23 protein-coding genes and 1 pseudogene are annotated in these 23049 nt (G+C 68.3%); 13 read left to right on the top strand and 11 right to left on the bottom strand.

What is annotated here, in order from left to right; translation table 11 throughout:
• Positions 1-13 precede the first annotated feature (13 nt).
• Both ABZZ22_RS22640 and ABZZ22_RS22635 read right to left on the bottom strand, forming a co-directional pair.
• Positions 14-619, bottom strand: coding sequence for an ATP-dependent Clp protease proteolytic subunit (locus ABZZ22_RS22640; RefSeq protein ID WP_354936242.1), 606 nt, complete (start codon positions 617-619; stop codon positions 14-16).
• A gap of 79 nt (positions 620-698) precedes the next feature.
• Positions 699-1331 carry an ATP-dependent Clp protease proteolytic subunit gene (locus ABZZ22_RS22635; RefSeq protein WP_354936239.1) on the bottom strand — a complete coding sequence of 211 codons (633 nt, stop codon included), beginning with the start codon at positions 1329-1331 and terminating at the stop codon, positions 699-701.
• Positions 1332-1444: 113 nt separating this feature from the next.
• On the opposite strand from ABZZ22_RS22635, the gene ABZZ22_RS22630 reads away from it, so the two are divergent.
• On the top strand, positions 1445-2389 hold the full coding sequence (locus tag ABZZ22_RS22630) for a D-2-hydroxyacid dehydrogenase family protein (protein ID WP_354936236.1): 945 nt from the start codon (positions 1445-1447) through the stop codon (positions 2387-2389).
• Here the strand turns inward: ABZZ22_RS22630 and ABZZ22_RS22625 are convergent, their stop codons facing one another.
• Positions 2390-3160 carry a GNAT family N-acetyltransferase gene (locus ABZZ22_RS22625; RefSeq protein WP_354936233.1) on the bottom strand — a complete coding sequence of 257 codons (771 nt, stop codon included), beginning with the start codon at positions 3158-3160 and terminating at the stop codon, positions 2390-2392. It abuts the gene before it with no gap.
• A 114-nt stretch (positions 3161-3274) separates the two neighbouring features.
• Here ABZZ22_RS22625 and ABZZ22_RS22620 point away from each other — a divergent pair, with 114 nt between their 5' ends.
• From ABZZ22_RS22620 to map, 3 genes are all read left to right on the top strand, one after another.
• Positions 3275-3718 carry a YciI family protein gene (locus ABZZ22_RS22620; RefSeq protein ID WP_354936230.1) on the top strand — a complete coding sequence of 148 codons (444 nt, stop codon included), beginning with the start codon at positions 3275-3277 and terminating at the stop codon, positions 3716-3718.
• The gene (locus ABZZ22_RS22615; protein ID WP_354936227.1) at positions 3715-4983 is read left to right on the top strand and encodes a sigma-70 family RNA polymerase sigma factor; all 1269 of its coding nucleotides are present in this window, start codon (positions 3715-3717) and stop codon (positions 4981-4983) included. The genes ABZZ22_RS22620 and ABZZ22_RS22615 overlap by 4 nt, the downstream gene beginning before the upstream one ends.
• A gap of 67 nt (positions 4984-5050) precedes the next feature.
• Positions 5051-5818: a type I methionyl aminopeptidase gene (gene map, locus ABZZ22_RS22610; protein ID WP_354936224.1), complete on the top strand. Its 768-nt coding sequence runs from the start codon at positions 5051-5053 to the stop codon at positions 5816-5818.
• A 339-nt stretch (positions 5819-6157) separates the two neighbouring features.
• Here map and ABZZ22_RS22605 read toward each other — a convergent pair whose 3' ends face one another.
• The 5 genes from ABZZ22_RS22605 to ABZZ22_RS22585 all read right to left on the bottom strand — a co-directional run bounded on the left by ABZZ22_RS22605 (position 6158) and on the right by ABZZ22_RS22585 (position 11037).
• A complete protein-coding gene (locus tag ABZZ22_RS22605) occupies positions 6158-6442 on the bottom strand; it encodes a DUF3263 domain-containing protein (protein WP_354936221.1) in 285 nt (94 codons plus the stop codon).
• Between the two features lie 190 nt (positions 6443-6632).
• On the bottom strand, positions 6633-7727 hold the full coding sequence (locus tag ABZZ22_RS22600) for a potassium channel family protein (RefSeq protein ID WP_354936218.1): 1095 nt from the start codon (positions 7725-7727) through the stop codon (positions 6633-6635).
• Between the two features lie 159 nt (positions 7728-7886).
• Positions 7887-8747: a carbohydrate ABC transporter permease gene (locus ABZZ22_RS22595; RefSeq protein ID WP_354936215.1), complete on the bottom strand. Its 861-nt coding sequence runs from the start codon at positions 8745-8747 to the stop codon at positions 7887-7889.
• Positions 8747-9742 carry a sugar ABC transporter permease gene (locus tag ABZZ22_RS22590; protein ID WP_354936212.1) on the bottom strand — a complete coding sequence of 332 codons (996 nt, stop codon included), beginning with the start codon at positions 9740-9742 and terminating at the stop codon, positions 8747-8749. The genes ABZZ22_RS22595 and ABZZ22_RS22590 overlap by 1 nt, the downstream gene beginning before the upstream one ends.
• Positions 9739-11037 (bottom strand): extracellular solute-binding protein, encoded by a 1299-nt coding sequence (locus ABZZ22_RS22585; RefSeq protein WP_354936209.1) that lies wholly within the window; start codon positions 11035-11037, stop codon positions 9739-9741. The genes ABZZ22_RS22590 and ABZZ22_RS22585 overlap by 4 nt, the downstream gene beginning before the upstream one ends.
• Before the next feature lie 250 nt (positions 11038-11287).
• Between ABZZ22_RS22585 and ABZZ22_RS22580 the strand changes: the two genes are divergently transcribed.
• Complete coding sequence (locus ABZZ22_RS22580) at positions 11288-11623, top strand: hypothetical protein (protein ID WP_354936206.1); 336 nt, start codon at positions 11288-11290, stop codon at positions 11621-11623.
• 54 nt (positions 11624-11677) lie between these two features.
• On the opposite strand, the gene ABZZ22_RS22575 is transcribed toward ABZZ22_RS22580, so the two are convergent.
• Positions 11678-13030 carry a cation:dicarboxylase symporter family transporter gene (locus ABZZ22_RS22575; protein WP_354936203.1) on the bottom strand — a complete coding sequence of 451 codons (1353 nt, stop codon included), beginning with the start codon at positions 13028-13030 and terminating at the stop codon, positions 11678-11680.
• A 143-nt stretch (positions 13031-13173) separates the two neighbouring features.
• Between ABZZ22_RS22575 and ABZZ22_RS22570 the strand changes: the two genes are divergently transcribed.
• The 4 genes from ABZZ22_RS22570 (at position 13174) to ABZZ22_RS22555 (ending at position 17046) form a co-directional block, all read left to right on the top strand.
• The gene (locus ABZZ22_RS22570; protein ID WP_354936200.1) at positions 13174-14778 is read left to right on the top strand and encodes a sensor histidine kinase; all 1605 of its coding nucleotides are present in this window, start codon (positions 13174-13176) and stop codon (positions 14776-14778) included.
• Between the two features lie 156 nt (positions 14779-14934).
• A complete protein-coding gene (locus tag ABZZ22_RS22565; protein WP_354936197.1) occupies positions 14935-15627 on the top strand; it encodes a response regulator in 693 nt (230 codons plus the stop codon).
• A gap of 37 nt (positions 15628-15664) precedes the next feature.
• Positions 15665-16414, top strand: coding sequence for a class I SAM-dependent methyltransferase (locus ABZZ22_RS22560; RefSeq protein ID WP_354936194.1), 750 nt, complete (start codon positions 15665-15667; stop codon positions 16412-16414).
• Between the two features lie 89 nt (positions 16415-16503).
• Positions 16504-17046, top strand: coding sequence for a Uma2 family endonuclease (locus ABZZ22_RS22555; RefSeq protein ID WP_354936191.1), 543 nt, complete (start codon positions 16504-16506; stop codon positions 17044-17046).
• Between the two features lie 56 nt (positions 17047-17102).
• Here ABZZ22_RS22555 and ABZZ22_RS22550 read toward each other — a convergent pair whose 3' ends face one another.
• Together ABZZ22_RS22550 and ABZZ22_RS22545 are read right to left on the bottom strand one after the other, a co-directional pair.
• Positions 17103-17639 carry a GNAT family N-acetyltransferase gene (locus ABZZ22_RS22550; protein WP_179658390.1) on the bottom strand — a complete coding sequence of 179 codons (537 nt, stop codon included), beginning with the start codon at positions 17637-17639 and terminating at the stop codon, positions 17103-17105.
• A 4-nt stretch (positions 17640-17643) separates the two neighbouring features.
• Complete coding sequence (locus tag ABZZ22_RS22545) at positions 17644-19101, bottom strand: glycine hydroxymethyltransferase (RefSeq protein ID WP_354936188.1); 1458 nt, start codon at positions 19099-19101, stop codon at positions 17644-17646.
• Positions 19102-19564: 463 nt separating this feature from the next.
• Here ABZZ22_RS22545 and ABZZ22_RS22540 point away from each other — a divergent pair, with 463 nt between their 5' ends.
• The 4 genes and pseudogenes from ABZZ22_RS22540 to ABZZ22_RS22525 form a co-directional block, all read left to right on the top strand.
• The gene (locus ABZZ22_RS22540) at positions 19565-21289 is read left to right on the top strand and encodes a nitrite/sulfite reductase (RefSeq protein ID WP_354936185.1); all 1725 of its coding nucleotides are present in this window, start codon (positions 19565-19567) and stop codon (positions 21287-21289) included.
• Positions 21286-21453, top strand: a complete 168-nt coding sequence (locus tag ABZZ22_RS22535; RefSeq protein ID WP_354936182.1) for a hypothetical protein — start codon at positions 21286-21288, stop codon at positions 21451-21453. Before ABZZ22_RS22540 ends, ABZZ22_RS22535 begins: the two co-directional genes overlap by 4 nt.
• On the top strand, positions 21450-22193 hold the full coding sequence (locus tag ABZZ22_RS22530) for a phosphoadenylyl-sulfate reductase (protein WP_179658394.1): 744 nt from the start codon (positions 21450-21452) through the stop codon (positions 22191-22193). Before ABZZ22_RS22535 ends, ABZZ22_RS22530 begins: the two co-directional genes overlap by 4 nt.
• A pseudogene (locus ABZZ22_RS22525) lies at positions 22151-22852 on the top strand (CbiX/SirB N-terminal domain-containing protein); the annotation flags it as partial. The gene ABZZ22_RS22530 and the pseudogene ABZZ22_RS22525, both read left to right, overlap by 43 nt.
• Between the last annotated feature and the right edge of the window lie 197 nt (positions 22853-23049).

The raw sequence follows: 23049 nt of genomic DNA, 5'->3' as shown, positions 1-23049 counted from the left end.
CCGCCGGCTCGGCTCAGAGCGCCGCGAGCTTGCGGCTCTCCAGCACCGCGTCCGCCAGCCCGTACGCCACCGACTCCTCGGCGCCCAGGACGAGGTCGCGTTCGGTGTCGGTGTGGACCTGCTCCGAGCTGTGGCCGGTGTGGCGCGCAAGGAGCGCGTCCATCTCGGCACGCACCCGGCTGATCTCCTTCGCCGCGACCTGCAGGTCAGTCACATCGCCCCGCTGACCGCCCTGACCCGGCTGCTGCAGCACCACCCGCGCATGCGGGAGGACCGTACGCCGCCCCGGCTCCCCCGCCGCCAGGAGCACCGCGGCCGAGCCCGCCGCCTGGCCCACGCACGTGGTCGCGACCGTGGCCCGGATGAACTGCATCGTGTCGTAGATGCCGAACATCGCGGTGGGGTCGCCGCCGGGTGAGCTGAGGTAGAGGTTGATCTCGGAGTCCGGGGACTCGGACTCCAGGTGCAGCAGTTGCGCGATGACGACGTTGGCGACGCCGTCGTCGATCGGAGTGCCGATGTAGACGATCCGGTCCGAGAGCAGCCGGCTGTAGATGTCGACCGCACGCTCGCCGTTACGGGTCTTCTCGACGACCGACGGAATCGTGTAGGAACTCATCGGGCCACCTCCGTAGCGCAAGCGCCAGAATACGGACGCGGCCCGATGAACGATCCGACGTTCGCTCGCTGACGCTCGCTCATCGGGCACCCCCGGCAGACGAGAGACCGAAGGCGACGCTGCGCTGCTGCACCGGCGTCACCGACTGCACGTCGTTGAGCACCTCGTCCACGAACCCGTACTCGCGCGCCTCCTCCGCGGTGAACCAGCGGTCGCGGAGCGAGTCCTTGTCGATCTGCTCGACGCTCTGACCGGTATGAGAGGCGGTGATCCGCAGCATCTGCTCGGTCATCCGCGCCAGCCGCGCCGCCTGCACCTCGATGTCGGCCGCGGACCCGCCGATCCCGGCTGACCCCTTGTGGAGCAGCACCTCGGTGTGCGGCAGGACGTAGCGCTTGCCCGGGGTGCCTGCGGTGAGCAGGAACTGCCCCATGCTCGCCGCCATCCCCATCCCGAGCGTGGAGACGTCGTTGGGGATCAGGTGCATCACGTCGTAGATCGCCATCCCGGCCGTCACCGAGCCGCCGGGTGAGTTGATGTAGAGGGAGATGTCGCGGTGCGGGTCCTCGGCACTGAGCAGGAGCAGCTGCGCGCAGATCCGGTTGGCGATCGCGTCATCCACCTCCTGGCCGAGCACGATGATCCGCTGGTTCTGGAGCCTTGCCGTCAGCTGCTCGTCGAGCGGCCCGGCGCTGATGGGTATCTGGGTCATGTCTTCGACTCTGACCGAGTCCGACGTCGCGTACCAGCGAATCCGCCGCAGGCAGATCTGCCCACAGCAGAACCGGACGGCGAACAGATGGACCGTGTCGATACGTTGGGGTCGTGCGCTGCGTGATTCTCGACGACTATCAGGACGTGGCGAGGACGTACGCCGCGTGGGACTCGCTAGACGGGCTCGAGGTCACCTCGGTGACCGAGCATCTCGGGCCGGACGCCCTGGTCGAGGCGCTCGACGGGGTCGAGATCGTGGTGGCGATGCGGGAGCGTACGCCGTTCCCGGCTGCCATCCTGGAACGGCTGCCGAACCTGAGGCTGCTGGTCACGACCGGGATGCGCAACGCCTCGATCGACCTCGTCGCGGCCGAGCGGCTCGGCGTCACGGTGTGCGGCACCCCGTCGAGCCCGCACCCGCCGGTCGAGCTGACCTGGGCGCTGATCCACGCGCTGACCCGCCACATCGTCACCGAGGCGAGCGGCGTCGCCTGGCAGCGGACTGTCGGGAGCGATCTCAACGGCCGGACACTCGGCCTGCTCGGACTCGGCAAGATCGGGACCCGGGTCGCGGCCGTCGGCCAGGCGTTCGGGATGGACGTGATCGCCTGGAGTCCTCACCTCACTCCCGAGCGCGCCGAGCCGGCCGGGGTGCGCGCGGTCGACAGGGCCACCCTGTTCGAGACCAGCGACATCCTCTCGCTCCATCTCGTCCTCTCCGAGGCCACGCGCCACATCGTCGGTCCTGCCGACCTGGCGTCGATGAAGCCGACGGCGTACCTGGTCAACACCTCGCGTGCCGGGCTGGTCGACACCGAGGCGCTGGTCGCCCATCTCGGCTCCGGCACCATCGCGGGCGCGGGCCTGGACGTCTACGACGTCGAGCCGCTCCCCGCCGACGACGTGCTGCGACACCTGCCGAACGTGGTCGCCACCCCGCATCTCGGCTACGTCACCGAGGACAACTACCGCCGCTTCTACGGCGGCGCCGTCGAGGACATCGCCGTCTGGCTGGTCGGCGACCCGATCCGCCGGCTGGCGCCGAAGAGCGACTGATCAGCCGAAGCTGCGTACGTAGGGGGTGGTGGTGCCGACCTTGACCAGCCCCGAGCGCTCGAGGATCGGGCGGGAGAACTCGGTCGAGTCGCTGTGGATGTAGCGCTTGCCCAAGGCGATGGCGGTGCGGGCACGAGCAGCGGTCAGGGCACGGTAGATGCCGCGGCCGCGCCACCTCTCCAGCGTCGCGCCGCCCCAGATGCCGGCGAACTCCGTGCCTGCGACCGGGTCGATCCGGCCGGCGCTGACGATCTCGCCGTCCGCCTCGGCGACCCACATCTCGCACTCCCCCGCAGCGAGCCGGCGTACCAGGTCCTCGAGCCGCGACGCAGACGTCGGTGAGTCGAACACGCTGTCCTGCATGATGCCGGCGGCGCGTACGTCCTCCACGTCGGTGATCGAGCGCAGACGCACGCCCTCGGGCACCGCGACGTCCACGGCGAGCAGCCGGGCCTCGCCGACCATGATCGATTCCGGCTCCTCCTTCACGAAACCGTGCCGCAGCAGGGTCTCGTGCAGTCCCGGCGCGTGGTCGTGACCGCGGGTCTTCCACTCGACCTCCTCGATCGCCGCGTCGGCGTCGAAGTGCGCCACCGCCGCCTCGACCAGCGCCTCGATCCCGGCCTCGTCGGCCCCGTCGAGGTCCTGATAGGAGATGAAGCCCCGCCCACCCTCGAAGGTGATCAGCCGCAGCGGCCCGTGCCGGGTCACCGACACCGCCCCGGAAGTCTCGGCGTCGGTTCGCAGCTGCTCGTCATAGGCTTTCAGCACATCGCGAAACCTACGCCGAAGTCGTATGCGGAAGCATGTAGTTATCGGGTGGCCGGCTCCGTCCCCTACGTGAATGGCGCTTACAAGGAGCGCCCGAAGTGGAAGGGTGAGGGCATGCCTCGCTACCTGATGATCCTCGACTACCAAGGCGGCACCGACGACACTCCCGGCGGGATGGCCGGGTGGAAGCCGGAGGAGCTGCAGGGCCACATGAACTACTACGAAGCGCTCAACAAGGCTCTGTCCGAGTCCGGCGAGCTGGTGCACGTCGAGGCGTTGACGCCGCCCGACCAGGCGTTCGTGGTGACCTCAGACGGCACCGACAAGACCGTCACCGATGGGCCGTTCCAGGAGTTCAAGGAGTGGGTCGCCGGCTACATGATCATCGACGCCGAGACCGAGGAGCGTGCGTTGGAGATCGCCGGGCTCTACTCGGCCGCACCCGGCGCCGGCGGACGGCCGATCGAGCAGTCGATCCAGGTGCGCCGGATGTACCACGGCACCGACGGCTCCTCGGTCGACGACACCATCGCGTTCGGTGAGGCGAGCATCGAGTGACCGAGGCGCTGCCCGCTGACCTGCTGCGTGACCTCACGCCGCAGGTCGTCGCGATCGTCACCCGCCGTTCCGGTGACTTCTACGCGGCCGAGGACGCGGTGCAGGAAGCGCTGGTCGAGGCGGTGCGTACCTGGCCGGAACGTGGGGTTCCGGACCAGCCCCGGGGCTGGCTGGTCACCACCGCGATGCACCGCCTCATCGACGCCAAGCGAAGCGAGTCGCGTCGCCGCGACCGCGAGCACGCCGACCACGTCGCCGAACCCGAGAGCAACGCGACGTACGCAGGTCCGACTGCGTCGGCAACCGACGACTCCCTCGACGTACTCCTGCTCTGCTGCCACCCCAGCCTGACGCCGGCCTCCGCGGTGGCACTGACGCTGCGGGCGGTCGGCGGGCTCACCACCCGGGAGATCGCGCGCGCCTACCTCGTCCCGGAGAAGACGATGGCGCAGCGGATCTCCCGGGCGAAGGCGACGATCAGGGGGAGGTCGCTCGGGCTCGACGGCACCGCCGACCTCGCCGCACGGATCCCGGCGATGATGAAGGTGCTCTACCTGCTCTTCAACGAAGGGTACGTCGCGACCGAGGGTGACCACCTCCAACGCATCGACCTGTGTGCCGAGGCGATCCGGTTGACCCGCCTCGCCCGTACCGCGCTCGCCCGGATGACGGGGGCCGCCCATGGCGAGCTCGTCGGGCTGCTGGCGCTGATGCTGCTGCTCGATGCCCGCCGTCCTGCCCGGATCGACGCGCATGGCGCGATCGTGCCGCTGGCCGACCAGGACCGGAGTCTGTGGCGGGACGAGACCACCCGCGAAGGGATCACGCTGATCGACTCCGCCATCGGCACCGGTCGGCCGGGGACCTACCAGATCCAGGCCGCCATCGCCGCGCTCCACAATCGCGCACCCTCGGCGGAGAAGACCGACTGGCTGCAGATCACCGCGCTCTGCGGATTGTTGGAGAAGGTCGCGCCCGGACCGATCGTGACGCTGAACAAGACTGTCGCGGTCGGTTACGCCGACGGCCCGGGCCCTGCGCTCGCGCTGCTCGACGAGCTCCTGCGCGACTGTGCCGAGAACGGCGCCGACGGCTTCGCCGACCATCCGCGGGTGCCGGCGGTGCGCGCTCACCTGCTGGAGCTGGCCGGGGACCTGGGCGGTGCTGCCGCTGCGTACGATCTCGCCTCGGTGCGGGCCACGAACCTCGCTGAGCGCCGTTTCCTGACCTCGAAGGCGGCTGCGCTGCGGGACGCTCGCTGCTGAAGCGAAGCCGGAAGCGATAGGCACCGCTGAGTTCTACTGAGAACCGTTCTCAGGCTACGCTGTGCCTGTGATCGAACTGCGCACCCCGACCCAGATCGAGCAGATGAAGCCCGCCGGCCGATTCGTGGCCGATGTCCTGACCGCACTCCGCGAGTACGCTGCCGTGGGTGTGAACCTGCTCGAGCTCGATGAGCTGGCGCACAAGATGATCAAGGACCGCGGAGCGGAGTCCTGCTACATCGACTACCACCCGAGCTTCGGCGCGAGCCCCTTCGGCAAGGTGCTCTGCACGTCCGTCAACGACGCGGTGCTGCACGGCCTGCCCTTCGATTACAGCCTCCAGGACGGCGACCTCCTCAGCGTCGACTTCGCCGTCAGCGTCGACGGCTGGGTCTCCGACTCGGCCCTCTCGGTCGTCGTCGGCACGCCCCGCCAGGAGGACCTCGACCTGATCGAGACCACCACCCAGGCGCTCGCCGCCGGCATCGACGCCGCACGTGTCGGCAACAAGATCGGCGACATCTCCCACGCGATCGCCAGCATCGCGCGCGAGAAGGGCCTCAAGATCAACACCCAGTTCGGTGGCCACGGCGTCGGCCGCACGATGCACGGCGACCCACACATCGCCAACGACGGCCGCCCCGGGCGTGGCTTCAAGCTGCAGCCCGGACTCGTCATCGCGATCGAGCCGTGGTTCCTACACACCACCGACGAGATCTTCACCGACCCCGACGGCTGGACCCTTCGCAGCGCCGACGGCTCCCGCGGTGCTCACATGGAGCACACCATCGCGATCACCGAGGACGGCCCGCTCATCCTCACGGCTCGCGACTGACCCCCTGCCGAGGCGTCACTGCCGTGTCGGCCGGCTGGGCAGCGTCGTGCCTTCTCGGCCGGCGCGGGTGACGTCTCGGGCGACCGTCGAACGGAGACTGGATCTCGACACGCGGGTCACGGCTTCGCAAGCTCAGCCGTGCCGCTGCTCGATCTCGTCTCGCTCGGTCCTTCGCTCCTACGTCGCGAAGCACCGGCTCGCTTGAAAAATAGAAGTAAGCCGCTGGCGTCTCGGGTCACCAGCGGCTTACGAGTAGAACATTAGCCGACCTGTCGGCGAATGTGCAAGTACGCGCATTGCAGAATTCTGCAAACGTTGCGATCGGGTGCCTCGCGAGGACTACGGGCGCGTGCTCTTCGAGCGCTGCGTACGCCGCGAGTCGCGCTGCCGCCGCAGCCGGCGCACCAGAACGCCGTCATAGGCGAGCGCCTCTGGCTTGTCGATCAGGTCGTTGACGGCGCGGTGGTAGTCGGCCGCACTCATCCTCAACTGCTCCCGGACCGCCTCGTCGCGGCCCGTCCCGGCAGACCACCAAGAGCGCTCGAAGTCGAGCAGTCGCTTCTCGTTCTCGGAAAGGCCCGGCTGCTCGTCGGCAGACCCGGGGCTGTGGGGCGCCTCGGTCATGCAGACATCATCCCAGGCGTGGCGCGCGCTGCCGAAACCGCCACGCACCACCGTCTCGAACTATCCGGCATAGCCCATCTGGGCCATCTTCATAAAAGTGCAGGTCAACTCTTTGATGCTCGCCGCGAGGTCGGCTAGTCTCTTCCATGTCAGCCGCTGGAGACCCGAGACTCCAGCGGCTGACTTCTATTTACGCGTCTGCGGTGTCCTCGCCGTGCGTCCCAGGACGCGGCGCCCAAGGCAGCTCCTTCGCCGCCCGCACGACGATCAGCCGGTCCCCTCGCGACAGGGTGCCGACGACCGGGTCGAAGTAGCGGAAGACCTTCTCGTCGCGTACGACCGCGATCACCTGGTCGGACAGCTGCTGAGGCTGCTTGCCGACCTCGTTGACCAGCAGGTCGCGCTCGGCCACCTCCAGCCCGAGGCCAGAGTTGAGCATGTCCTCCATGACCGCGCCCAAGGTCGGCGAGATGGTGGAGAGACCCATCAGTCGGCCCACCGCGTCGGCCGAGGTGATCACCGAGTCCGCGCCCGACTGCTTCATCAGCGGCGCGTTCTCGCGCTCCCGGGCCGCGGCGACGATCCACGCCTCCGGGTTGATCTGGCGCACCGTCAAGATCGTGAGCACGTTGGAGTCGTCACGGTTGGTGGTGATGATGACCTGCTCGGCGTCGGTGACGCCGGCGCGCATCAGCACCTCGCGCCGGGTCGCGTCGCCGGTGACGACCGCCAGCCCGTCGGAGTGGGCATCGGAGCGCGCCACCGGGTCAGGGTCGACGACCACGAACTCCTCAGGACTCAGACCACTGCTGAGCAGCGTCTCCACGGCGCTGCGGCCCTTGGTGCCGTAGCCCACGACGACGATGTGCTGAGCCATCTTCTTCCTCCAGCGAGCGACTCGGATGAGGTCACGGCCCTGCTTGGTGAGGACCTCGAGCGTGGTGCCGATCAGGAGCACCAGGAAAGCGATGCGCGCCGGCGTGACGATGAACGCGTTGATCAGCCGCGCATGATCGGCGACGGGCGCGATGTCGCCGTAGCCGGTCGTGCTCAGCGTGACCGTCGTGTAGTAGAGCGCGTCGAGCAGCGAGACCTGACCCGTCGGCTCACCGTGGTCGATATACGCATCACGGTCGAAGTAGACCAGCAGCGTGGTGCCGACCAGGATCGCCACCGCGGCCAACAACCGCCGTCCGAGCTGCCACCACGGCGACCGCACCGTCTCGGGAAGGGAGACCTGCTCGGCTCCAGCCCACTTGGGGGCGTACGCGGATGTCTCGGACACGTCACAGACCCTATCCGTCACCGGATGCCGTCCGTCGAAGGCGTGCCTCGGACATCCGCCGTGTCACCGGCGAGCGCCGAGTCGGCAGGCGGCGTGGAGCACGAACGGGCGCCATGTCACCGACATGGCGCCCGTTGCGTAGAGCCGTTCTTCCCTCGCTCAGCCCTTCACAGACCCGGCCGTGAGCCCACGGACGAAGTAGCGCTGCAGCGAGAAGAACACCAGCAGCGGCACCGTCATCGTGATGAACGCACCGGCGGTGAGCAGGTGCCACTCCTGACCCTTGTCGCCGATCAGGTCGCGCAGGGTGATCGTGACGACCTCGTTGTCGCCGGCGCCGAGGAAGATCAGGGCGACCAGCAGGTCGTTCCAGACCCAGAGGAACTGGAAGATCGCGAACGCGGCCAGCGCGGGCACCGACATCGGCACGATCAGCCTCCAGAACGTCTGGAAGTGCGAGGCACCGTCGATCTCGGCGGACTCGATGATCTCCTGCGGCAGGCTGGACATGTAGTTGCGCAGGATGTAGACCGCCAACGGCATGCCGAACGCGGTGTGGGCCAGCCATACCGCGAGGAAGGTGCCGTTGAGCTCGTAGTCGCTGAACAAGCTGAGCAGCGGCACGAAGGCCACCTGCAACGGCACGACCAGCAGACCCACGATCACCATGAACAGCACGTTGCGTCCCGGGAACCGCATGAACGTGAAGGCGTACGCGGCGAACGCGGCGATCATGATCGGCAGCACCGTCGCCGGGATGGAGACGACGAGCGAGTTCACGAAGGCGTTGGCCATCCCGCTCTCGAGGACCTGGGAGTAGCTGTCGAGCGTCCACTGCGTCACGTCGAAGGGGTCGGTGAAGACCGTCCACCAGCCCGTCGACTTCACGTCGGCCTCGTCGCGGAAGGACGAGACCAGCAGGCCGAGGGTCGGGATGAACCAGAGCACGCACAGCAGGACGATGCCGACGCGGGCAGCGACGCCGCCCAAGGTGACCCTGCCGAATCTTGGGGCACTCATCAGCGGGCCTCCTGCTTCTTGAACTGGCGCATCTGGTAGATCATCACCGGGATCACGGCGATCATCAGGACGACCACGACAGCTGCCGCCCGGCCCGCGTCACCGAATTCGAAGAGCTCCACGAAGAAGGTGTTGGCCAGCACCGAGGTGCCCGCGCGGCCTCCGGTCATGACGTAGACGATGTCGAAGACCTTCAGGACCAGGATGAGGATGGTCACGAAGACCACGGTCACCGTCGGCCAGATCTGCGGCACGACGACCTTGAAGAAGATCTGGATCTCGCTGGCCCCGTCGATGCGCGCCGCCTCCACGGTGTCGTCGGGGACACCCTTGATCGCCGAGGAGAGCAGCACCATCGCGAACCCCGCCTGCAGCCAGACCATGATGATGATCAGGAGCAGGTCGTTGAGGTTGTAGTCGGAGATCCGCAGCCAGGCGACCGGCTCGAACCCGAGACTCGTCGAGATCGCCGAGAGGAGCCCGATCTGCTGGTCCCCCTGCGCGAACCTGGTCGCGTAGACGAAGCCCCAGATCGTGCTCGCTCCGACGAAGCTGATCGCCATCGGCATGAAGATGACCGACTTCGCGATCCGCTCCGGCAGCGCCTTGAGCCGGTCGGCCAGCACCGCCACGAGCAGGCCCACGATCACGCTCCCCGCCGGGACGATGAGGATCCAGAGCAGGTTGTTGACCAGCGTTCCGATGAACTCGTCGTCCTGGAACAGGTCGACGTAGTTCTGGAAGCCCACCCAGTCGATGCTGTTGGCGTCGGCGAAGCTGTACATCACCGTCACCAGAGCCGGGTAGACCAGGAAGACGGTGACGACCAAGATGGCCGGGCCGATGAAGACGAACGGCTTGATCCGCTTGTCCCACTTGCCTGGCAGGAGACCCACCAGGAAGTTCAGCACCCAGTACAGCGCGGCGGTGCCGCCGACCCCCAGGACGATCGCAACGAGTCCGTTGACGATCTTCAGGAAAGGGTCATCGCTCATCCTCGCCAGCTCTTCTCGATCGCGTCGGCAGCCTCCTGAGCGCTCTTCTCACCTCCGACGTAGGCGTTCATCTCGCTCCAGAACGTGCCGGCGCCCACCTGCGCGGGCATCAGGTCCGAGCCGTCGAAGCGGAACGTGTCGGCGTCCTGCAGCAGGGTCGCGATCTCTCCGAACATCGGGTCCGCGTAGTTGGCGTTGTCGAACTCGACGCTCGGCGAGAGCCAGCCGCCGGACTCGGCCCACTCGGCGCCGAAGTCGGGAGAGGCGAAGAACTCCATCAGCTCCACCACGTCGGTGTCGTTGGTGAAGGCGGTCGCCATGTCACCAGCACCGAGGACCGGGTTGCCCTCGAAGCCGCCCTCCATGCTGCCGGGCAGAGCGAAGACGCCGACGTTGCCGGCCAGGTCCGCCTGGACCTCCTTCGGGAAGAAGGTGGTGATGAAGTTTGCCTGGCGGTGCATCTGGCAGCCCGGCGGGTTGCTGAACAACGGCAGCGGCGAGTCGCCGAACGGCTCGCTCAGGCTGCCCTGAGCCCCGCCGCGTACGTTCTTCGGCTTGTTGATGATGTCGCCCATGGTCTCGATCGCCTCGACGATCTTCGGGTCGTTGAAGGGGACCTCGTGGTTGACCCACTCGTCGTAGAACTCCGGGCCCTCCTGGCGCAGGACGATCTCCTCGACCCAGTCGGTGTAGACCCAGCCGGTGTCGGCACCGGACTCGGCACCCAGGCACCACGGGGTCTGGCCCTTGGCGATCATCTCGTCCTCGAGAGTCCGCAGCTCGCCCCAGGTCGTGGGCGTCTCGTAGGCGAAGTCCTTCGGAGTCCAGACGAGCGACTTCATCGAGACGCGCACCGGCACGCCGTAGGTCTTGTCGTCGATCTCGACCGAGTCCATCAGGCCGGGGATCATCGTGTCGTCTAGCGCGTCGACGTCCATGAGGTCGTCGAGCGGAAGCGTGTCGCCCGACTCGGTCAGGTCCCCGACCAGACCGGGCTGCGGGAAGAGCGCGATGTCCGGCGCGTCGTTCCCGTTGACCTTGGTGCGGATTTCCGTGGTGAAGTCCGTGGAAGGCGTGTAGGTCACCTCGATCCCGGTCTCCTCGGTGAACGTGTCGAGGGCCGCGTTGAGCCCCACCGCCTCGCCCTCGGGGATCGCACCGAGGATCTGGATGCTGCCGTCGCCATCTTTGGTCTCGCCGGCGTCGTTGCTGCCACCGCCACCCGGCACCCCACAGCCGGTCACGGCGAGCAGGCCTGCTGCTACTGCTCCGATTTGCCACTTGCGTACGTGCATTGGATTGCACCCTCCATCGTCGTTTGATCCACGGAGTCGTGCCACGCAGGCCGCGTCGGGTCCACGAGGCAGCGCCTCGTTATGTGATCTCCGTAACACTAGTCGCTACGGCCCATCGATGTCCCGGGCAAATTGTCGAACATTCACCCGAGAACGCGTAGGAGGATACCGGCCACGCACTCGGGCGACAGGCAGACCCACCAGCCCGGCGTGACTCCGACGCCCCACGTAGGCCAGAATCAGCGACCAAATGAACTATCCCCACGCTCCCCATCAGGGGCCTCATCACGAGCACCCTCGCGACCCGCTGGCCATGGCCGGCCGGATGGCGGCCGTCATCTGCTCGATCGTCTTCTGGCTGATCGCAGCGATCGCCATCATCGGCGCCGTCGTCGGCACCTTCCGGGCTTTCGGCGGGGACCTGTCCTGGCGCATGGTCGGGATCTGGACCGTCGCCGGCATCGGCTGCTTCGCATTCTCGTGGATCGTCGCAGCGCTCGGCCGGATCGGGCTCGACGACGGGCCGATCGGGTCGTGGCGCGCCGCGCCGTTCGAGCTGGCGCGGATCCTCTACCGCAACAGATGACACCGGCCGTACGCAGCGCCTCGACGCGCTGCGTACGGCCGGTGGTGTCGGGGGCTACACCAGTGACTTCTCACCTTCCGCCGCGGGCGGCGGGGCAGCGTGGTCGTCGATCATCCTGGTCTCGTCGAACGGGTCCTTTCCGTCCAGGACCCGGTCGAGCTGAGGCCGGTCCACGGTCTTGGTCCAGTGGCCGATGAGCACGGTCGCGACCGAGTTGCCCGCGAAGTTGGTCAACGCCCGAGCCTCCGACATGAACCGGTCGATCCCCACGATCAGGCCGACCCCGTCGACCAGCTCCGGTCGATGCGACTGCAGACCCCCGGCAAGCGTCGCCAGTCCAGCGCCGGTGACGCCGGCGGCACCCTTCGAGGCGATCATCATGAACAACAGCAGCCCGATCTGCTCGCCGATGCTCAGTGGGTCACCCATCGCGTCCGCGATGAAGATCGAGGCCATCGTCAGGTAGATGGCGGTGCCGTCCAGGTTGAACGAGTAGCCGGTGGGGACGACGACGCCGACCGTCGCCTGCTCCACGCCTGCGTGCTCCATCTTCGCGATCAGACGCGGCAGCGCCGACTCCGAGGAGCTCGTGGAGAAGATGAGCAGGAACTCGCGAGCGAGGTACTTGAAGAGCTTGAACACGTTGACCCCGGTGACCAGCTTCAGGAGCAGGCCGAGCACGACGAACACGAACAGCACGCAGGTGATGTAGAAGGCCACCATGATCACGGCCAGGCTCTTGAGCGCGTCGACGCCGGTCTCGCCGACGACGCCGGCGATGGCGCCGAATGCGCCGACGGGCGCGGCCCACATGATCATCGCGAGCACCCGGAAGACGAGCTTCTGGGCCCAGACGATGACGTTCAGGATCGGCCTGCCCGACTCACCCATCCGCTGCAGTGCGAACCCGACCAGCAGCGCGACCAGCAGGGTCTGGAGCACGACACCCGAGGTCAGCGCCGAGAACATGCTGGTCGGGATGATGCCGAGGAGGAAGTCGGTGGTGCTGCCGTGTCCTTCAGAGGCCGCCTCCTGGCCGACCTGCGACGACTCTGTGTTGATCTGCAGCCCGCTGCCCGGATCGATCAGGTTGCCGACCACCATGCCGATGGCCAGGGCGACCGTCGACATCGTGATGAAGTACAACAGCGCCAGACCGCCGACCTTGCCGACCTTAGCGGCGCTCGCCACCGAGCCCACACCGATCACCAAGGTGCAGAAGATGACCGGCTGGATCATCATCTTGATCAGGTTCACGAACGCCGTGCCGATCGGCTTCAGCTGCACCGCGAAGCCGGGGAACAGCAATCCGACGGCGATACCCAGGCACACCGCCACGATCACCGCGATGTAGAGATAGTGGGTCCGGTCCTTCTTCGGTGGCGCCCCGCTCGTGATCGTGCTCATCGTTTCTCCTGGTCCGCTGTGTGTCCGGCGCCCCGGCGGGCAACCGCGGCAACTCTCCAGCAGATCGTGACGACGGTCACTGTTGTGTTCGTTGTGTTCGTGGCCAGGGTCACAACGACGCTCAGGTGGGTGAGAATGACGAGATGTCCCGCACCCGACCGGCCCGACGCCGCCTGCTGCGCGATCGCCCGGTGGCGCAGCAGGTGCTGCTCCTCCAGCTCGGCACGGTGCTCCTGCTCGTCGCCACCGGGATCCTGCTGGCCGCCTACGACGCCCAGCGCGACTCCTACAGCCGCGCCACCCAACGTGCCGTGGCCGTCGCCCAGACCGTCGCCGACTCCCCCACCGTGCGCACGGCGCTGCGCGGCGACGACCCGACGGCGACGCTCCAGCCGTGGGCAGAGGAGGTACGCCGCGACACCGACACCGACTTCGTCGTCGTCATGGGCCTGGACCGCACCCGCCACACCCACACCGACCCCGACGAGATCGGCGGCAAGTTCGTCGGCGACCTCGGCGGCGCACCCAAGGGCGAGGTCTTCACCCAGCAGTACACCGGCACGCTGGGCCCGTCGGTGCGGTCGGTGGTGCCGGTCGAGGACGGCGACGACGTCGTCGCACTGGTATCCGTCGGCATCACGCTCAGCGACATCAACCGCGGGCTCAAGCGCGACGTCGGGATCGTGCTGCTGTGCGGCGGCCTCGTGCTGGTCCTCGGCCTGCTCGGCGCGTGGCTGCTGAGCCGCCGCCTGCACCGGCTGACCCACGGTATGGGCGAGCGTGAGCTGGCCCGGATGTACGAGTACTACTCCGCCGTTCTCCGCTCTGTCCGCGAAGGCCTGCTGCTGCTCGACGGCGAGGGGCGGGTGCAGCTGGTCAACGACGAGGCACGACGCCTGCTGGCGCTCCCGGACGACGTGGTCGGCACCCGGATCGAGGACCTCGCCCTGGCACCCGGGCTGGTCGCTGCCGCCCGCGGCCGCACCCCCGAGACCGACGACCTCTACCTCGCCGGTGACCGGATCCTCGTCGTCTCCTCGGCACCGGCACGGTGGGCCGGCCGCGACGTCGGCGCCGTGGTGACCCTCCGAGACCACACCGAGCTGCGCTCGGTGACCGGTGAGCTCGAGGTCGTACGCCGCCTCACCGAGTCGCTCCGGTCGCAGAACCACGAGGCGGCCAACCGGCTGCACACCGTGGTGTCGCTCATCGAGATGGGCCGATCCCACGAGGCGGTCGAGTTCGCCACCGAGGAGCTGCAGGTCGCCCAGCTCCTCACCGACCAGGTCGTCGGGGCCGTCGAGGACCCCGTCGTCGCCGCCCTCCTGCTCGGCAAGTCGGCCGAGGCGGCCGAGCGGGCCATCGAGCTCCGCATCGAGGGCGAGCTGCCGTCCGGCACGGGCGTCGCACCGCGCGACCTGGTGACCGTGCTCGGCAACCTGGTCGACAATGCGTTCGAGGCCGTTGCCGCTGCGGAGTCCCGCCAGGTCGAGGTCCACCTCACCGGAGACGACGCCACCCTCACCGTCCGGGTGGGTGACAGCGGGCCAGGCCTCGATGAGGTCACCTCGGCGCGCGTCCTCGATCGCGGGTGGACCACGAAGGCCGAACCCGGCACCGGCCGTGGCCTCGGGCTCGCCCTCGTGGGTCAGGTCGCCCGGCGACGCGGCGGGGCGGTCACCGTCGGCCGCTCGCACCTCGGCGGGGCCGAGTTCATCGTCACTCTCGCTACGGAGGCGGCGGGATGAGCGAGCGCCAGCGAGCGAGCATCAGGCTCATGCCGCCGGCTCCGCATTCTTCGCCTCTCGTTACGGAGGTGGCGGGATGAGCGAGCGCCAGCGAGCGAGCATCAGGCTCATGCCGCCGGCTCCGTATTCTTCGCCTCTCGTTACGGAGGTGGCGGCATGACGGTGCGGGTGCTGGTGGTGGAGGACGAGGCGCTCGCTGCCGAGGCCCATGCGGCGTACGTCGGGCGGGTCTCGGGCTTCGCGCTGGCCGGGATCGCGCGATCGGCGCGGGAGGCGGTCCGCACGCTCGACGCCGCCCGTGACGCCGGGGATCCGGTCGACCTGATCCTGCTCGACATGAACCTGCCCGACGGCCACGGGCTCGGGCTGCTCAGCCGGCTGCGGGCCGCCGGGCACCTGTGCGACGTGATCGCGGTGACCGCCGCGCGCGACACGAAGGTGGTGCGGCAGGCCGTCGTCCAGGGAGTCGTGCTCTACCTGCTCAAGCCGTTCACGTTCGCGACCTTCCGGGCCAAGCTCGAGCAGTACGCCGACTACCGTGCCCGGCTGGACGCGGCCCCCGAGGAGGTCGTCCAGGACGAGGTCGACCAGCTCCTGGGGTCGCTGCGGTCCACCGCCAGCACACCGCTGCCGAAGGGCATGAGCCCGGAGACCCTGCGGGCGGTGACGGCGGCGCTGCGCGAGGCCGACCGCGACCTGTCCGCGAGCGAGGTCGCCGCAGTGGTCGGTGCCTCCCGGGTGACCGCGCGGCGCTACCTCGAGCACCTCGCCGACAAGGGTCTGGCCGCGCGCGGGGTCCGCTACGGACCCAGCGGCGGCCGGCCCGAGGTCGGCTACTCCTGGCGCTAAATCGTTCGCGCCCGGAGCGCCCGGGCGGGCAGAGTCGATGTCCGTGACCAGCAGCGACCTGTGGACCCGCGAGACGGCCGAGAGCTACGACGACCCGGACGACTGGGTCAACTCGCCCGAGGTGACCGGACCGGTGGCCCGGTTCCTCGCTGAGGCCGCCGACGGCGGGCCGGCGCTCGAGCTCGCCATCGGGACGGGTCGGATCGGCGTACCGCTGCGGGAGCTGGGCGTCCCGGTCACCGGCATCGAGCTCTCCCAGCCGATGGTCGACGTCCTGCGGCGCAAGGTCGGCGAGGAGGAGATCCCGGTCGTCGTCGGCGACATGGCCGCTGCCGAGGCGCCCGGGGTCGGGACGTACGCGTTGGTCTATCTGGTCTACAACACGATCGGGAACCTGCGTACGCAGGAGGAGCAGGTCGCCTGCTTCGCCAACGCCGCGCGTCATCTGGCTCCCGGCGGGCGCTTCGTGGTCGAGGTCGGAGTGCCCGGGCTGAGGCGGCTTCCGCCGGGAAGCCCGGCGATCCCGTTCGACGTCTCCGCCTCGCATCTCGGGTTCGACACCTACGACCTGGTCACCCAGCAGGCGATCTCACACCACTACTCCCGCGAGGCCGACGGCCGCTACCGGTATGGCCAGCACAACTTCCGTTTCGTATGGCCCTCCGAGCTCGACCTGATGGCGCGTTTGGCCGGATTGACCCCGGAGGCGAGGTACGCCGGCTGGGAACGCGCCGAGTTCACCAGCGACTCCACGAGCCACGTCTCGGTCTGGCGCAAGCCTGTCTAGCGCTGGACCCGTTCCCGATGATCGGCGAGACTGGAGGAGGACGACGAATCCACCTGTTCAGATCGATCGCCACCAGAAGGGAGCATGTGATGAGCATCGCCAGTCATTCTGACGACCTCACCCGCGTGCCGATGTCGTGGGACGAGTATCTCGCCCTCGAGAACACCCCGGGTGAGTACTACGGAGGATCGCTCGTCACCATGGCACCACCAGGACAAGACCACCAGCGCATCATGTTCGAGCTTCAGATGTTGATCCGTCAGCACCTCGCACCGGGCACTTCAGTTACTCAGGCATGGGGCTGGACCCCGAACGGCGTGCGCGAGGAACTCATCCCAGATCTCATGGTCCACGACAAGACCGACGAGCAGCGTACGCTGCGGACCACTCCGCACCTGGTCGTCGAGATCCTCTCCAGCAACCGACGCGACGACCTCGTCGGCAAGCTCAACCGCTACGCACAGTGGGGAGCACCCCACCACTGGATCGTCGACCCGCGCGACAGGCTGGTGCTCACCCACGATCTCCGCGAGGGCTACTTCGTGGAGACCGGGCGCTTCACCGGTGGCATGGCGCGGTTGACGTACGGCGAGACGGTAGTTCCCGTCGACGTCGACGCGCTGCTCGGCTGAGATCGGCCGTCACGCTTCTGGAGCGTACGCCGCCCGCAATCGGCGGGACCCCGCCATCAGGTGAGGCGCAGCGCCATCTTGGACTCGGTGCGCGGATCGCCCTCGGGGAAGGACTGGGTCTCTCCGGTGAGCTCGAAGCCGAGGCGCTCGTAGAGACGGCGTCCGGACTCGTTGCCGTCGACGACCCACAGGGTCAGCACGGAGGCGCCGTCACGGCGCGCCCAGCCGGCGACGGCCAGGATGAGGCCCTCGGCCAGGCCGTGACCGCGCGCCTCCGGCGCGAGCCACATGTTGATCAGGTGGTGCTCATCGTCGTGGATGATCCCGGCGGCGAGGCCTGACGGCTTCTCACCCAGCCAGGCGATGTAGGCCGCACCCGAGGCCGCCCACAGCCGCCAACGCTCGTCGGGCCAGGTGACGACCTCGTCGTAGGACGCCCAGAACGCACGAGGAGTGTCTTGGAGAGCCGCCAGGCGCACCTTCTTCAGCGCCGGCCACTCGTCCTCGACGACGACACGCACCTCCGCCGTCGGGACCACCTTCTCAGGGGCCCCGACGCCGGGGATCGAGCTGGGCCGCTTCGGAGCAGGCACGGAATCAGGCGAGGTCGAGACCGGGGTACAGCGGGAACTTCGCAAGGAGCTCCGCCGCGGCGGCCTTCGTGTTGTCGGCGACGCCGTCCTCGATGGCGTAGGACGCCTTGGACGGACCACCGGCCTTCGTGGTGCCCGGGGTGGTCTTGGAGAGCACGTCGACGATGAGCTCGGCGACGCGGTCGAACTCGTCGGCGCCGAAGCCGCGGGTGGTCAGCGCCGGGGTGCCGAGGCGGATGCCCGAGGTGTACCAGGCACCGTTGGGGTCGGCCGGGACCGAGTTGCGGTTGGTGACCACGCCGGAGTCGAGCAGAGCCGTCTCGGCCTGACGACCGGTGAGGCCGAACGAGGTCACGTCGAGGAGGACGAGGTGGTTGTCGGTGCCACCGGTGACCAGCTTGGCGCCGCGCTTGAGGAAGCCCTCGGCGAGGCTCTTGGCGTTGTCGGCCACGTTCTGGGCGTAGGTCTGGAAGCTGTCCTGCTTCGCCTCGGCGAAGGCGACGGCCTTGGCGGCCATCACGTGGGACAGCGGGCCGCCGAGGACCATCGGGCAGCCGCGGTCGACGCTCGGGGCGTACTCCTCGGTGGCCAGGATGAACCCACCGCGCGGGCCGCGCAGCGACTTGTGCGAGGTGCTGGTGACGACGTGGGCGTAGGGAACCGGGTTCTCCTCGCCCTGGAACACCTTGCCGGCGACGAGGCCGGCGAAGTGGGCCATGTCGACCATCAGGGTGGCGCCGACCTCGTCGGCGATCTCGCGCATCTTGGCGAAGTTCACCCGGCGCGGGTAGGCGGAGTAGCCCGCCACGATGATCAGCGGCTGGAACTCGCGGGCCTTGGCACGCAGCGAGTCGTAGTCGAGCAGCCCGGTCTCGGGGTCCGTGCCGTACTGGTTCTGGTGGAACATCTTGCCCGAGATGTTCGGGCGGAAGCCGTGGGTGAGATGGCCGCCGGCGTCGAGCGACATGCCCAGCAGGCGCTGGTTGCCGAGCTCACCACGCAGCGTCTCCCAGTCGGCCTCGGAGAGCTCGTTCATGTTCTTGACGGCCATCTTCTCCAACCACGGGCCCTCGACGCGGTGGGCGAGGATCGCCCAGTACGCGGTCAGGTTCGCGTCGATGCCGGAGTGGGGCTGCACGTAGGCGTACTCCGCGCCGAAGAGCTCGCGTGCGTGCTCGGCAGCGATCTGCTCGACGGTGTCGACGTTCTGGCAGCCGGCGTAGAAGCGGTGGCCGACGGTGCCCTCGGCGTACTTGTCGGAGAACCAGGTGCCCATCGTCATCAGCGTGGCGGGGCTCGCGTAGTTCTCGCTCGCGATCAGCTTGAGGCTGGCTCGCTGGTCGGCGAGCTCCTGCTTGGTCGCCTCGGCGATGCGGGGCTCCACAGAGGCGATGACCTCGAGGGCTTGGTTGTAGGCAGAACTCACAGTCCCTGCGTTTGCCGGGGCAGACAGATCGCTCATGGGTCACAGCGTAGTCAGCCGCGTGGGCGAGAGCAGCATCGCGGTCCCCGGTGGGTTGCGTACGTCTTCTACCACCGACCGCGGGAATGGTTGGCCGTTCGGCGTGGTTCAGAGACCGTGACCGGATGGTGACCTCGACCACATCGGCCGCGTGAACAAGCGGGAGCGTCCCATATAACGGACCGAAGTCTCATATATCGGGATTCCCGATTGCGTACAGACCGTCCGCTACCTGAGACTCCTTGACATGGTCACTGCTGCAACACATGCGCACCTCGTGGTTCGACGCCACGTGGACTATTGCCGCATCTGCAGCTCGATCTGTTGGCGCCACTGACGCCCAGAGTTCCGCAATTTCACGCGTCGAGCCCTGGCCCGCCGCCCGACAGACATCCCGGGCGCCCGCCGCGAGCACGTCCCTGCTCCGCCGTGCGTCCACGACCGACGCAAAGGTGACTCTTCCATGAGCGACAACCGGTTTCAGGCCAAGCGCGCCACCCGAACCGAGATCCCCCGCCCCAAGAAGGGCGAGGGTCAGTGGGCCCTCGGCTACACCGAGCCGCTGAACAAGAACGAGGAGTCGAAGAAGAACGACGACCCGCTCAACGTTCGTGACCGGATCCTCTACACCTACTCCAAGCGCGGGTTCGACTCGATCGACCCGGCCGACATGCGCGGCCGCTTCCGCTGGTTCGGTCTCTACACCCAGCGCAAGCCCGGGATCGACGGCGGCAAGACCGCGATCCTCGACGAGGAAGAGCTCGACGACCGCTACTTCATGATGCGCGTGCGCTCCGACGGCAAGCTCCTCTCCCCCGCCGCCGTGCGCACGCTGGGCGAGATCGGCGTCGACTTCGCGCGGGACACGGCCGACATCACCGACCGCGAGAACATCCAGTACCACTGGATCGACATCGTGAACGTCCCCGAGATCTGGTCGCGCCTGGAGGAGGTCGGGCTGCACTCGACCGAGGCGTGCGGTGACTCGCCGCGTCCGTTCCTGGGCTCGCCGGTCGCCGGTGTCGCCGCCGACGAGATCATCGACGGCACCTCGGCGCTGCGCGAGATCGAGTCCCGCTACCTGGGCGACCCCGCCTTCTCGAACTTCCCCCGCAAGTTCAAGACCGCGCTGACCGGCCACCCCTCGCACGACGTGGCGCCAGAGATCAATGACATCGCCTTCGTCGGCGCCGTCCACCCCGAGCACGGGCCCGGCTTCGACGTCTGGGTCGGCGGCGGTCTGTCCACCAACCCGCGCCTGGCCGAGAAGCTCGGCGTGTGGGTGCCGCTCGACGAGGTCGCCGATGTGTGGGCCGGTGTCGCCGGCATCTTCCGCGACTACGGCTACCGCCGGCTCCGCTCGCGGGCCCGGCTGAAGTTCCTGGTCGCCGACTGGGGCAAGGAGAAGTTCCGCGAGGTCCTCGAGAACGAATACCTGGAGCGTCCGCTCGTCTCCAACCCCTCCCCCGAGTCGCCATTGGGCCACCGCGACCACGTCGGCATCCACGACCAGAAGGACGGCAAGAAGTACGTCGGCCTGGCACCGGTCGCCGGCCGCATCTCCGGCACCCACCTGGTCGACCTCGCCGGCGTCATGGAGAAATTCGCCGTCGAGGGCGCTCGGCTCACTCCGTACCAGAAGATCGTGCTCATCGGTGTCTCGCCGGAGGTCGTTGAGGACCTGGTCACCGAGCTGGACGGCATCGGCTTCTCGGCCCGGCCCTCCAACTGGCGCCAGAACACGATGGCCTGCACCGGGATCGAGTTCTGCAAGCTCGCGATCGTGGACACCAAGGACCGGGCGCGCGACCTGATCGCCTCGCTCGAGTCGCGGTTCCCCGAGCTCGACGCCTCGATCACCGTCAATGTCAACGGCTGCCCCAACGCCTGCGCTCGTACGCAGGTGGCCGACATCGGCCTCAAGGGCCAGCTGGTCCTCGACGACGACGGCAACCAGGTCGAGGGCTTCCAGGTGCACCTGGGGGGTGCGACCGGGCTGACCGCCAACTTCGGGCGCAAGCTGCGCGCGCACAAGGTCACCTCGGCCGGGCTCGACGACTACATCTCCGCGCTGGTCGTCAACTACCTGGCTGACCGCGAGGAGGCCGAGACCTTCTCCGCCTGGACCGCCCGGGCCGACGAGGTTCTGCTGCGCGGCGAGAAGACCCTGAGCGAGGTGCCTGCATGAGTGAGCGAGCCAGCACCCCGTTCCACTGCCCGTTCTGTGGGGAGACCGACCTGTGGCCGCACGAGGCCACCCACGGGTCCTGGGAATGCCGCGCCTGCCTGCGGGCCTTCCAGCTGAAGTCGCTGGGTCAGATCTCTCGAGTCACGAAGGAGGCACAGGCATGAGTGTCAGCACTGCAGCCGCGCGGGCCAACCGCGCGGTCGACACCGAGGGTCGTACGCCCGAGGAGCTGCGCGAGATCGTCTCCCACTGGGGCGCCGAGCTCGAGCTCGCTCCGGCCGAGACGATCATCGAGTGGGCCGCGGCCACGTTCGGCGATCGGTTCGCGATCACGTCCTCGATGGGCGACGCCGTCCTGGCGCATCTCGCCGCGAAGGTCGTGCCCGGCATCGACGTGGTCTTCCTCGACACCGGCTACCACTTCATCGAGACGATCGGCACCCGCGACGCGGTCGAGGCGACGATGCCGGTCAACCTGTTGACGATCACGCCTGCGCAGACCGTCGCGGAGCAGGACGCGGAGTACGGCAAGGACCTCTATCGGACCGACCCCGACCTGTGCTGCGCGCTGCGCAAGGTCAAGCCGCTGGCCGACTCGCTCGCCTCCTACGACGCCTGGGCCACGGGTCTGCGTCGCGCGGAGACGAAGAACCGGGTCATCGCTCCGGTGATCGGCTGGGACGCCAAACGCCAGAAGGTCAAGGTGTCGCCGATGGCGCGATGGTCCGACGAGCAGGTCGAGCGATACATCGAGGACAACGGAGTGCTCGTGAACCCGCTCGTCTATGACGGCTATCCCTCGATCGGCTGCGCGCCGTGCACCCGCCGGGTAGCCCCCGGCGAGGACCCGCGCAGCGGGCGATGGGCCGGCACCGGCAAGACCGAGTGCGGCATCCACGCCTAGCTCTCCGGCGCAGAACCGTCGCGCCGAGAGGCGCAGAACAACACAGACTTTCCGACTTTCCCCGCAACACCCGAAGGATGAAGACAATGGCAGCTCCCGCTCTGGTAGCCCTGGCTCACGGCAGCCGCGATCCGCAGTCGGCCGCGACGATCAATGCCCTGATCGCCGAGGTGCGTGCCCTGCGTCCCGACCTCCGCATCGAAGCCGCCTTCCTCGACCACTCCCGGCCGCGTTTCCAGGCAGTCGTCGACAAGCTGGTCAAGGCCGGCCACGACGAGATCGTCGTCGTACCCCTCCTGCTCACCGAGGCGTTCCACGCCCGCGTCGACGTACCCTCGGTCATCGCCGAGGCCACCGTGCGCCACTCCGGCCTGCGCATCCACACCAGCGAGATCCTCGGCCTAGAGAGCGTCTTCCTGCAGGTGCTCGACGAGCGACTGCGGGCGTCCTTGAAGGCAGCGCGGGTGCGTGAGCTCGACGCTCTCGTCCTGGCTGCCGCCGGTTCCTCGGACTCGCTGGCCAACCAGTCCGTGGCCCGCCTCGCCCGGATCTGGGGCGCCCACCACAAGCTCCCGGTCGTGGCCGCGTACGCATCCGCCGCTCCCCCGGCCACCGGCGAGGCCGTGCGTGCCTTCCGCGCCGAGGGACGTCGCCACATCGCCGTCGGCATGCTCTTCCTGGCCCCCGGGCAGCTGCCCGACCGCGCCAAGGAGCTCGCCCTCGAGGCCGGTGCCGTCGCGGTCAGCGACCCCATGGGCGCCCTGATGCCGGTCTCCTCGACCGTCTCGCGAATCGCACACGCCGTCATGGACTCGCCCGGGTCCATCGCCCCGCCTGGCATCGACCAGTTGCCGTT

The organism is Nocardioides sp. NPDC006273 (genome assembly GCF_040613495.1).
Classification (GTDB): Bacteria; Actinomycetota; Actinomycetes; order Propionibacteriales; family Nocardioidaceae; genus Nocardioides.
Note: the sequence above shows the minus strand (reverse complement) of the source record. Positions and strands in the feature narration are given on the sequence as shown.

What these genes read in the sequence shown, in the direction of transcription:
- ABZZ22_RS22640 (WP_354936242.1), bottom strand. Translation starts at nt 619, where the DNA reads ATGAGTTCCTACACGATTCCGTCGGTCGTCGAGAAGACCCGTAACGGC.
- ABZZ22_RS22635 (WP_354936239.1), bottom strand. Translation starts at nt 1,331, where the DNA reads ATGACCCAGATACCCATCAGCGCCGGGCCGCTCGACGAGCAGCTGACG.
- ABZZ22_RS22620 (WP_354936230.1), top strand. Translation starts at nt 3,275, where the DNA reads ATGCCTCGCTACCTGATGATCCTCGACTACCAAGGCGGCACCGACGAC.
- ABZZ22_RS22605 (WP_354936221.1), bottom strand. Translation starts at nt 6,442, where the DNA reads ATGACCGAGGCGCCCCACAGCCCCGGGTCTGCCGACGAGCAGCCGGGC.
- ABZZ22_RS22595 (WP_354936215.1), bottom strand. Translation starts at nt 8,747, where the DNA reads ATGAGTGCCCCAAGATTCGGCAGGGTCACCTTGGGCGGCGTCGCTGCC.
- ABZZ22_RS22590 (WP_354936212.1), bottom strand. Translation starts at nt 9,742, where the DNA reads ATGAGCGATGACCCTTTCCTGAAGATCGTCAACGGACTCGTTGCGATC.
- ABZZ22_RS22585 (WP_354936209.1), bottom strand. Translation starts at nt 11,037, where the DNA reads ATGCACGTACGCAAGTGGCAAATCGGAGCAGTAGCAGCAGGCCTGCTC.
- ABZZ22_RS22580 (WP_354936206.1), top strand. Translation starts at nt 11,288, where the DNA reads ATGAACTATCCCCACGCTCCCCATCAGGGGCCTCATCACGAGCACCCT.
- ABZZ22_RS22575 (WP_354936203.1), bottom strand. Translation starts at nt 13,030, where the DNA reads ATGAGCACGATCACGAGCGGGGCGCCACCGAAGAAGGACCGGACCCAC.
- ABZZ22_RS22570 (WP_354936200.1), top strand. Translation starts at nt 13,174, where the DNA reads ATGTCCCGCACCCGACCGGCCCGACGCCGCCTGCTGCGCGATCGCCCG.
- ABZZ22_RS22565 (WP_354936197.1), top strand. Translation starts at nt 14,935, where the DNA reads ATGACGGTGCGGGTGCTGGTGGTGGAGGACGAGGCGCTCGCTGCCGAG.
- ABZZ22_RS22560 (WP_354936194.1), top strand. Translation starts at nt 15,665, where the DNA reads ATGTCCGTGACCAGCAGCGACCTGTGGACCCGCGAGACGGCCGAGAGC.
- ABZZ22_RS22555 (WP_354936191.1), top strand. Translation starts at nt 16,504, where the DNA reads ATGAGCATCGCCAGTCATTCTGACGACCTCACCCGCGTGCCGATGTCG.
- ABZZ22_RS22545 (WP_354936188.1), bottom strand. Translation starts at nt 19,101, where the DNA reads ATGAGCGATCTGTCTGCCCCGGCAAACGCAGGGACTGTGAGTTCTGCC.
- ABZZ22_RS22540 (WP_354936185.1), top strand. Translation starts at nt 19,565, where the DNA reads ATGAGCGACAACCGGTTTCAGGCCAAGCGCGCCACCCGAACCGAGATC.
- ABZZ22_RS22535 (WP_354936182.1), top strand. Translation starts at nt 21,286, where the DNA reads ATGAGTGAGCGAGCCAGCACCCCGTTCCACTGCCCGTTCTGTGGGGAG.
- ABZZ22_RS22530 (WP_179658394.1), top strand. Translation starts at nt 21,450, where the DNA reads ATGAGTGTCAGCACTGCAGCCGCGCGGGCCAACCGCGCGGTCGACACC.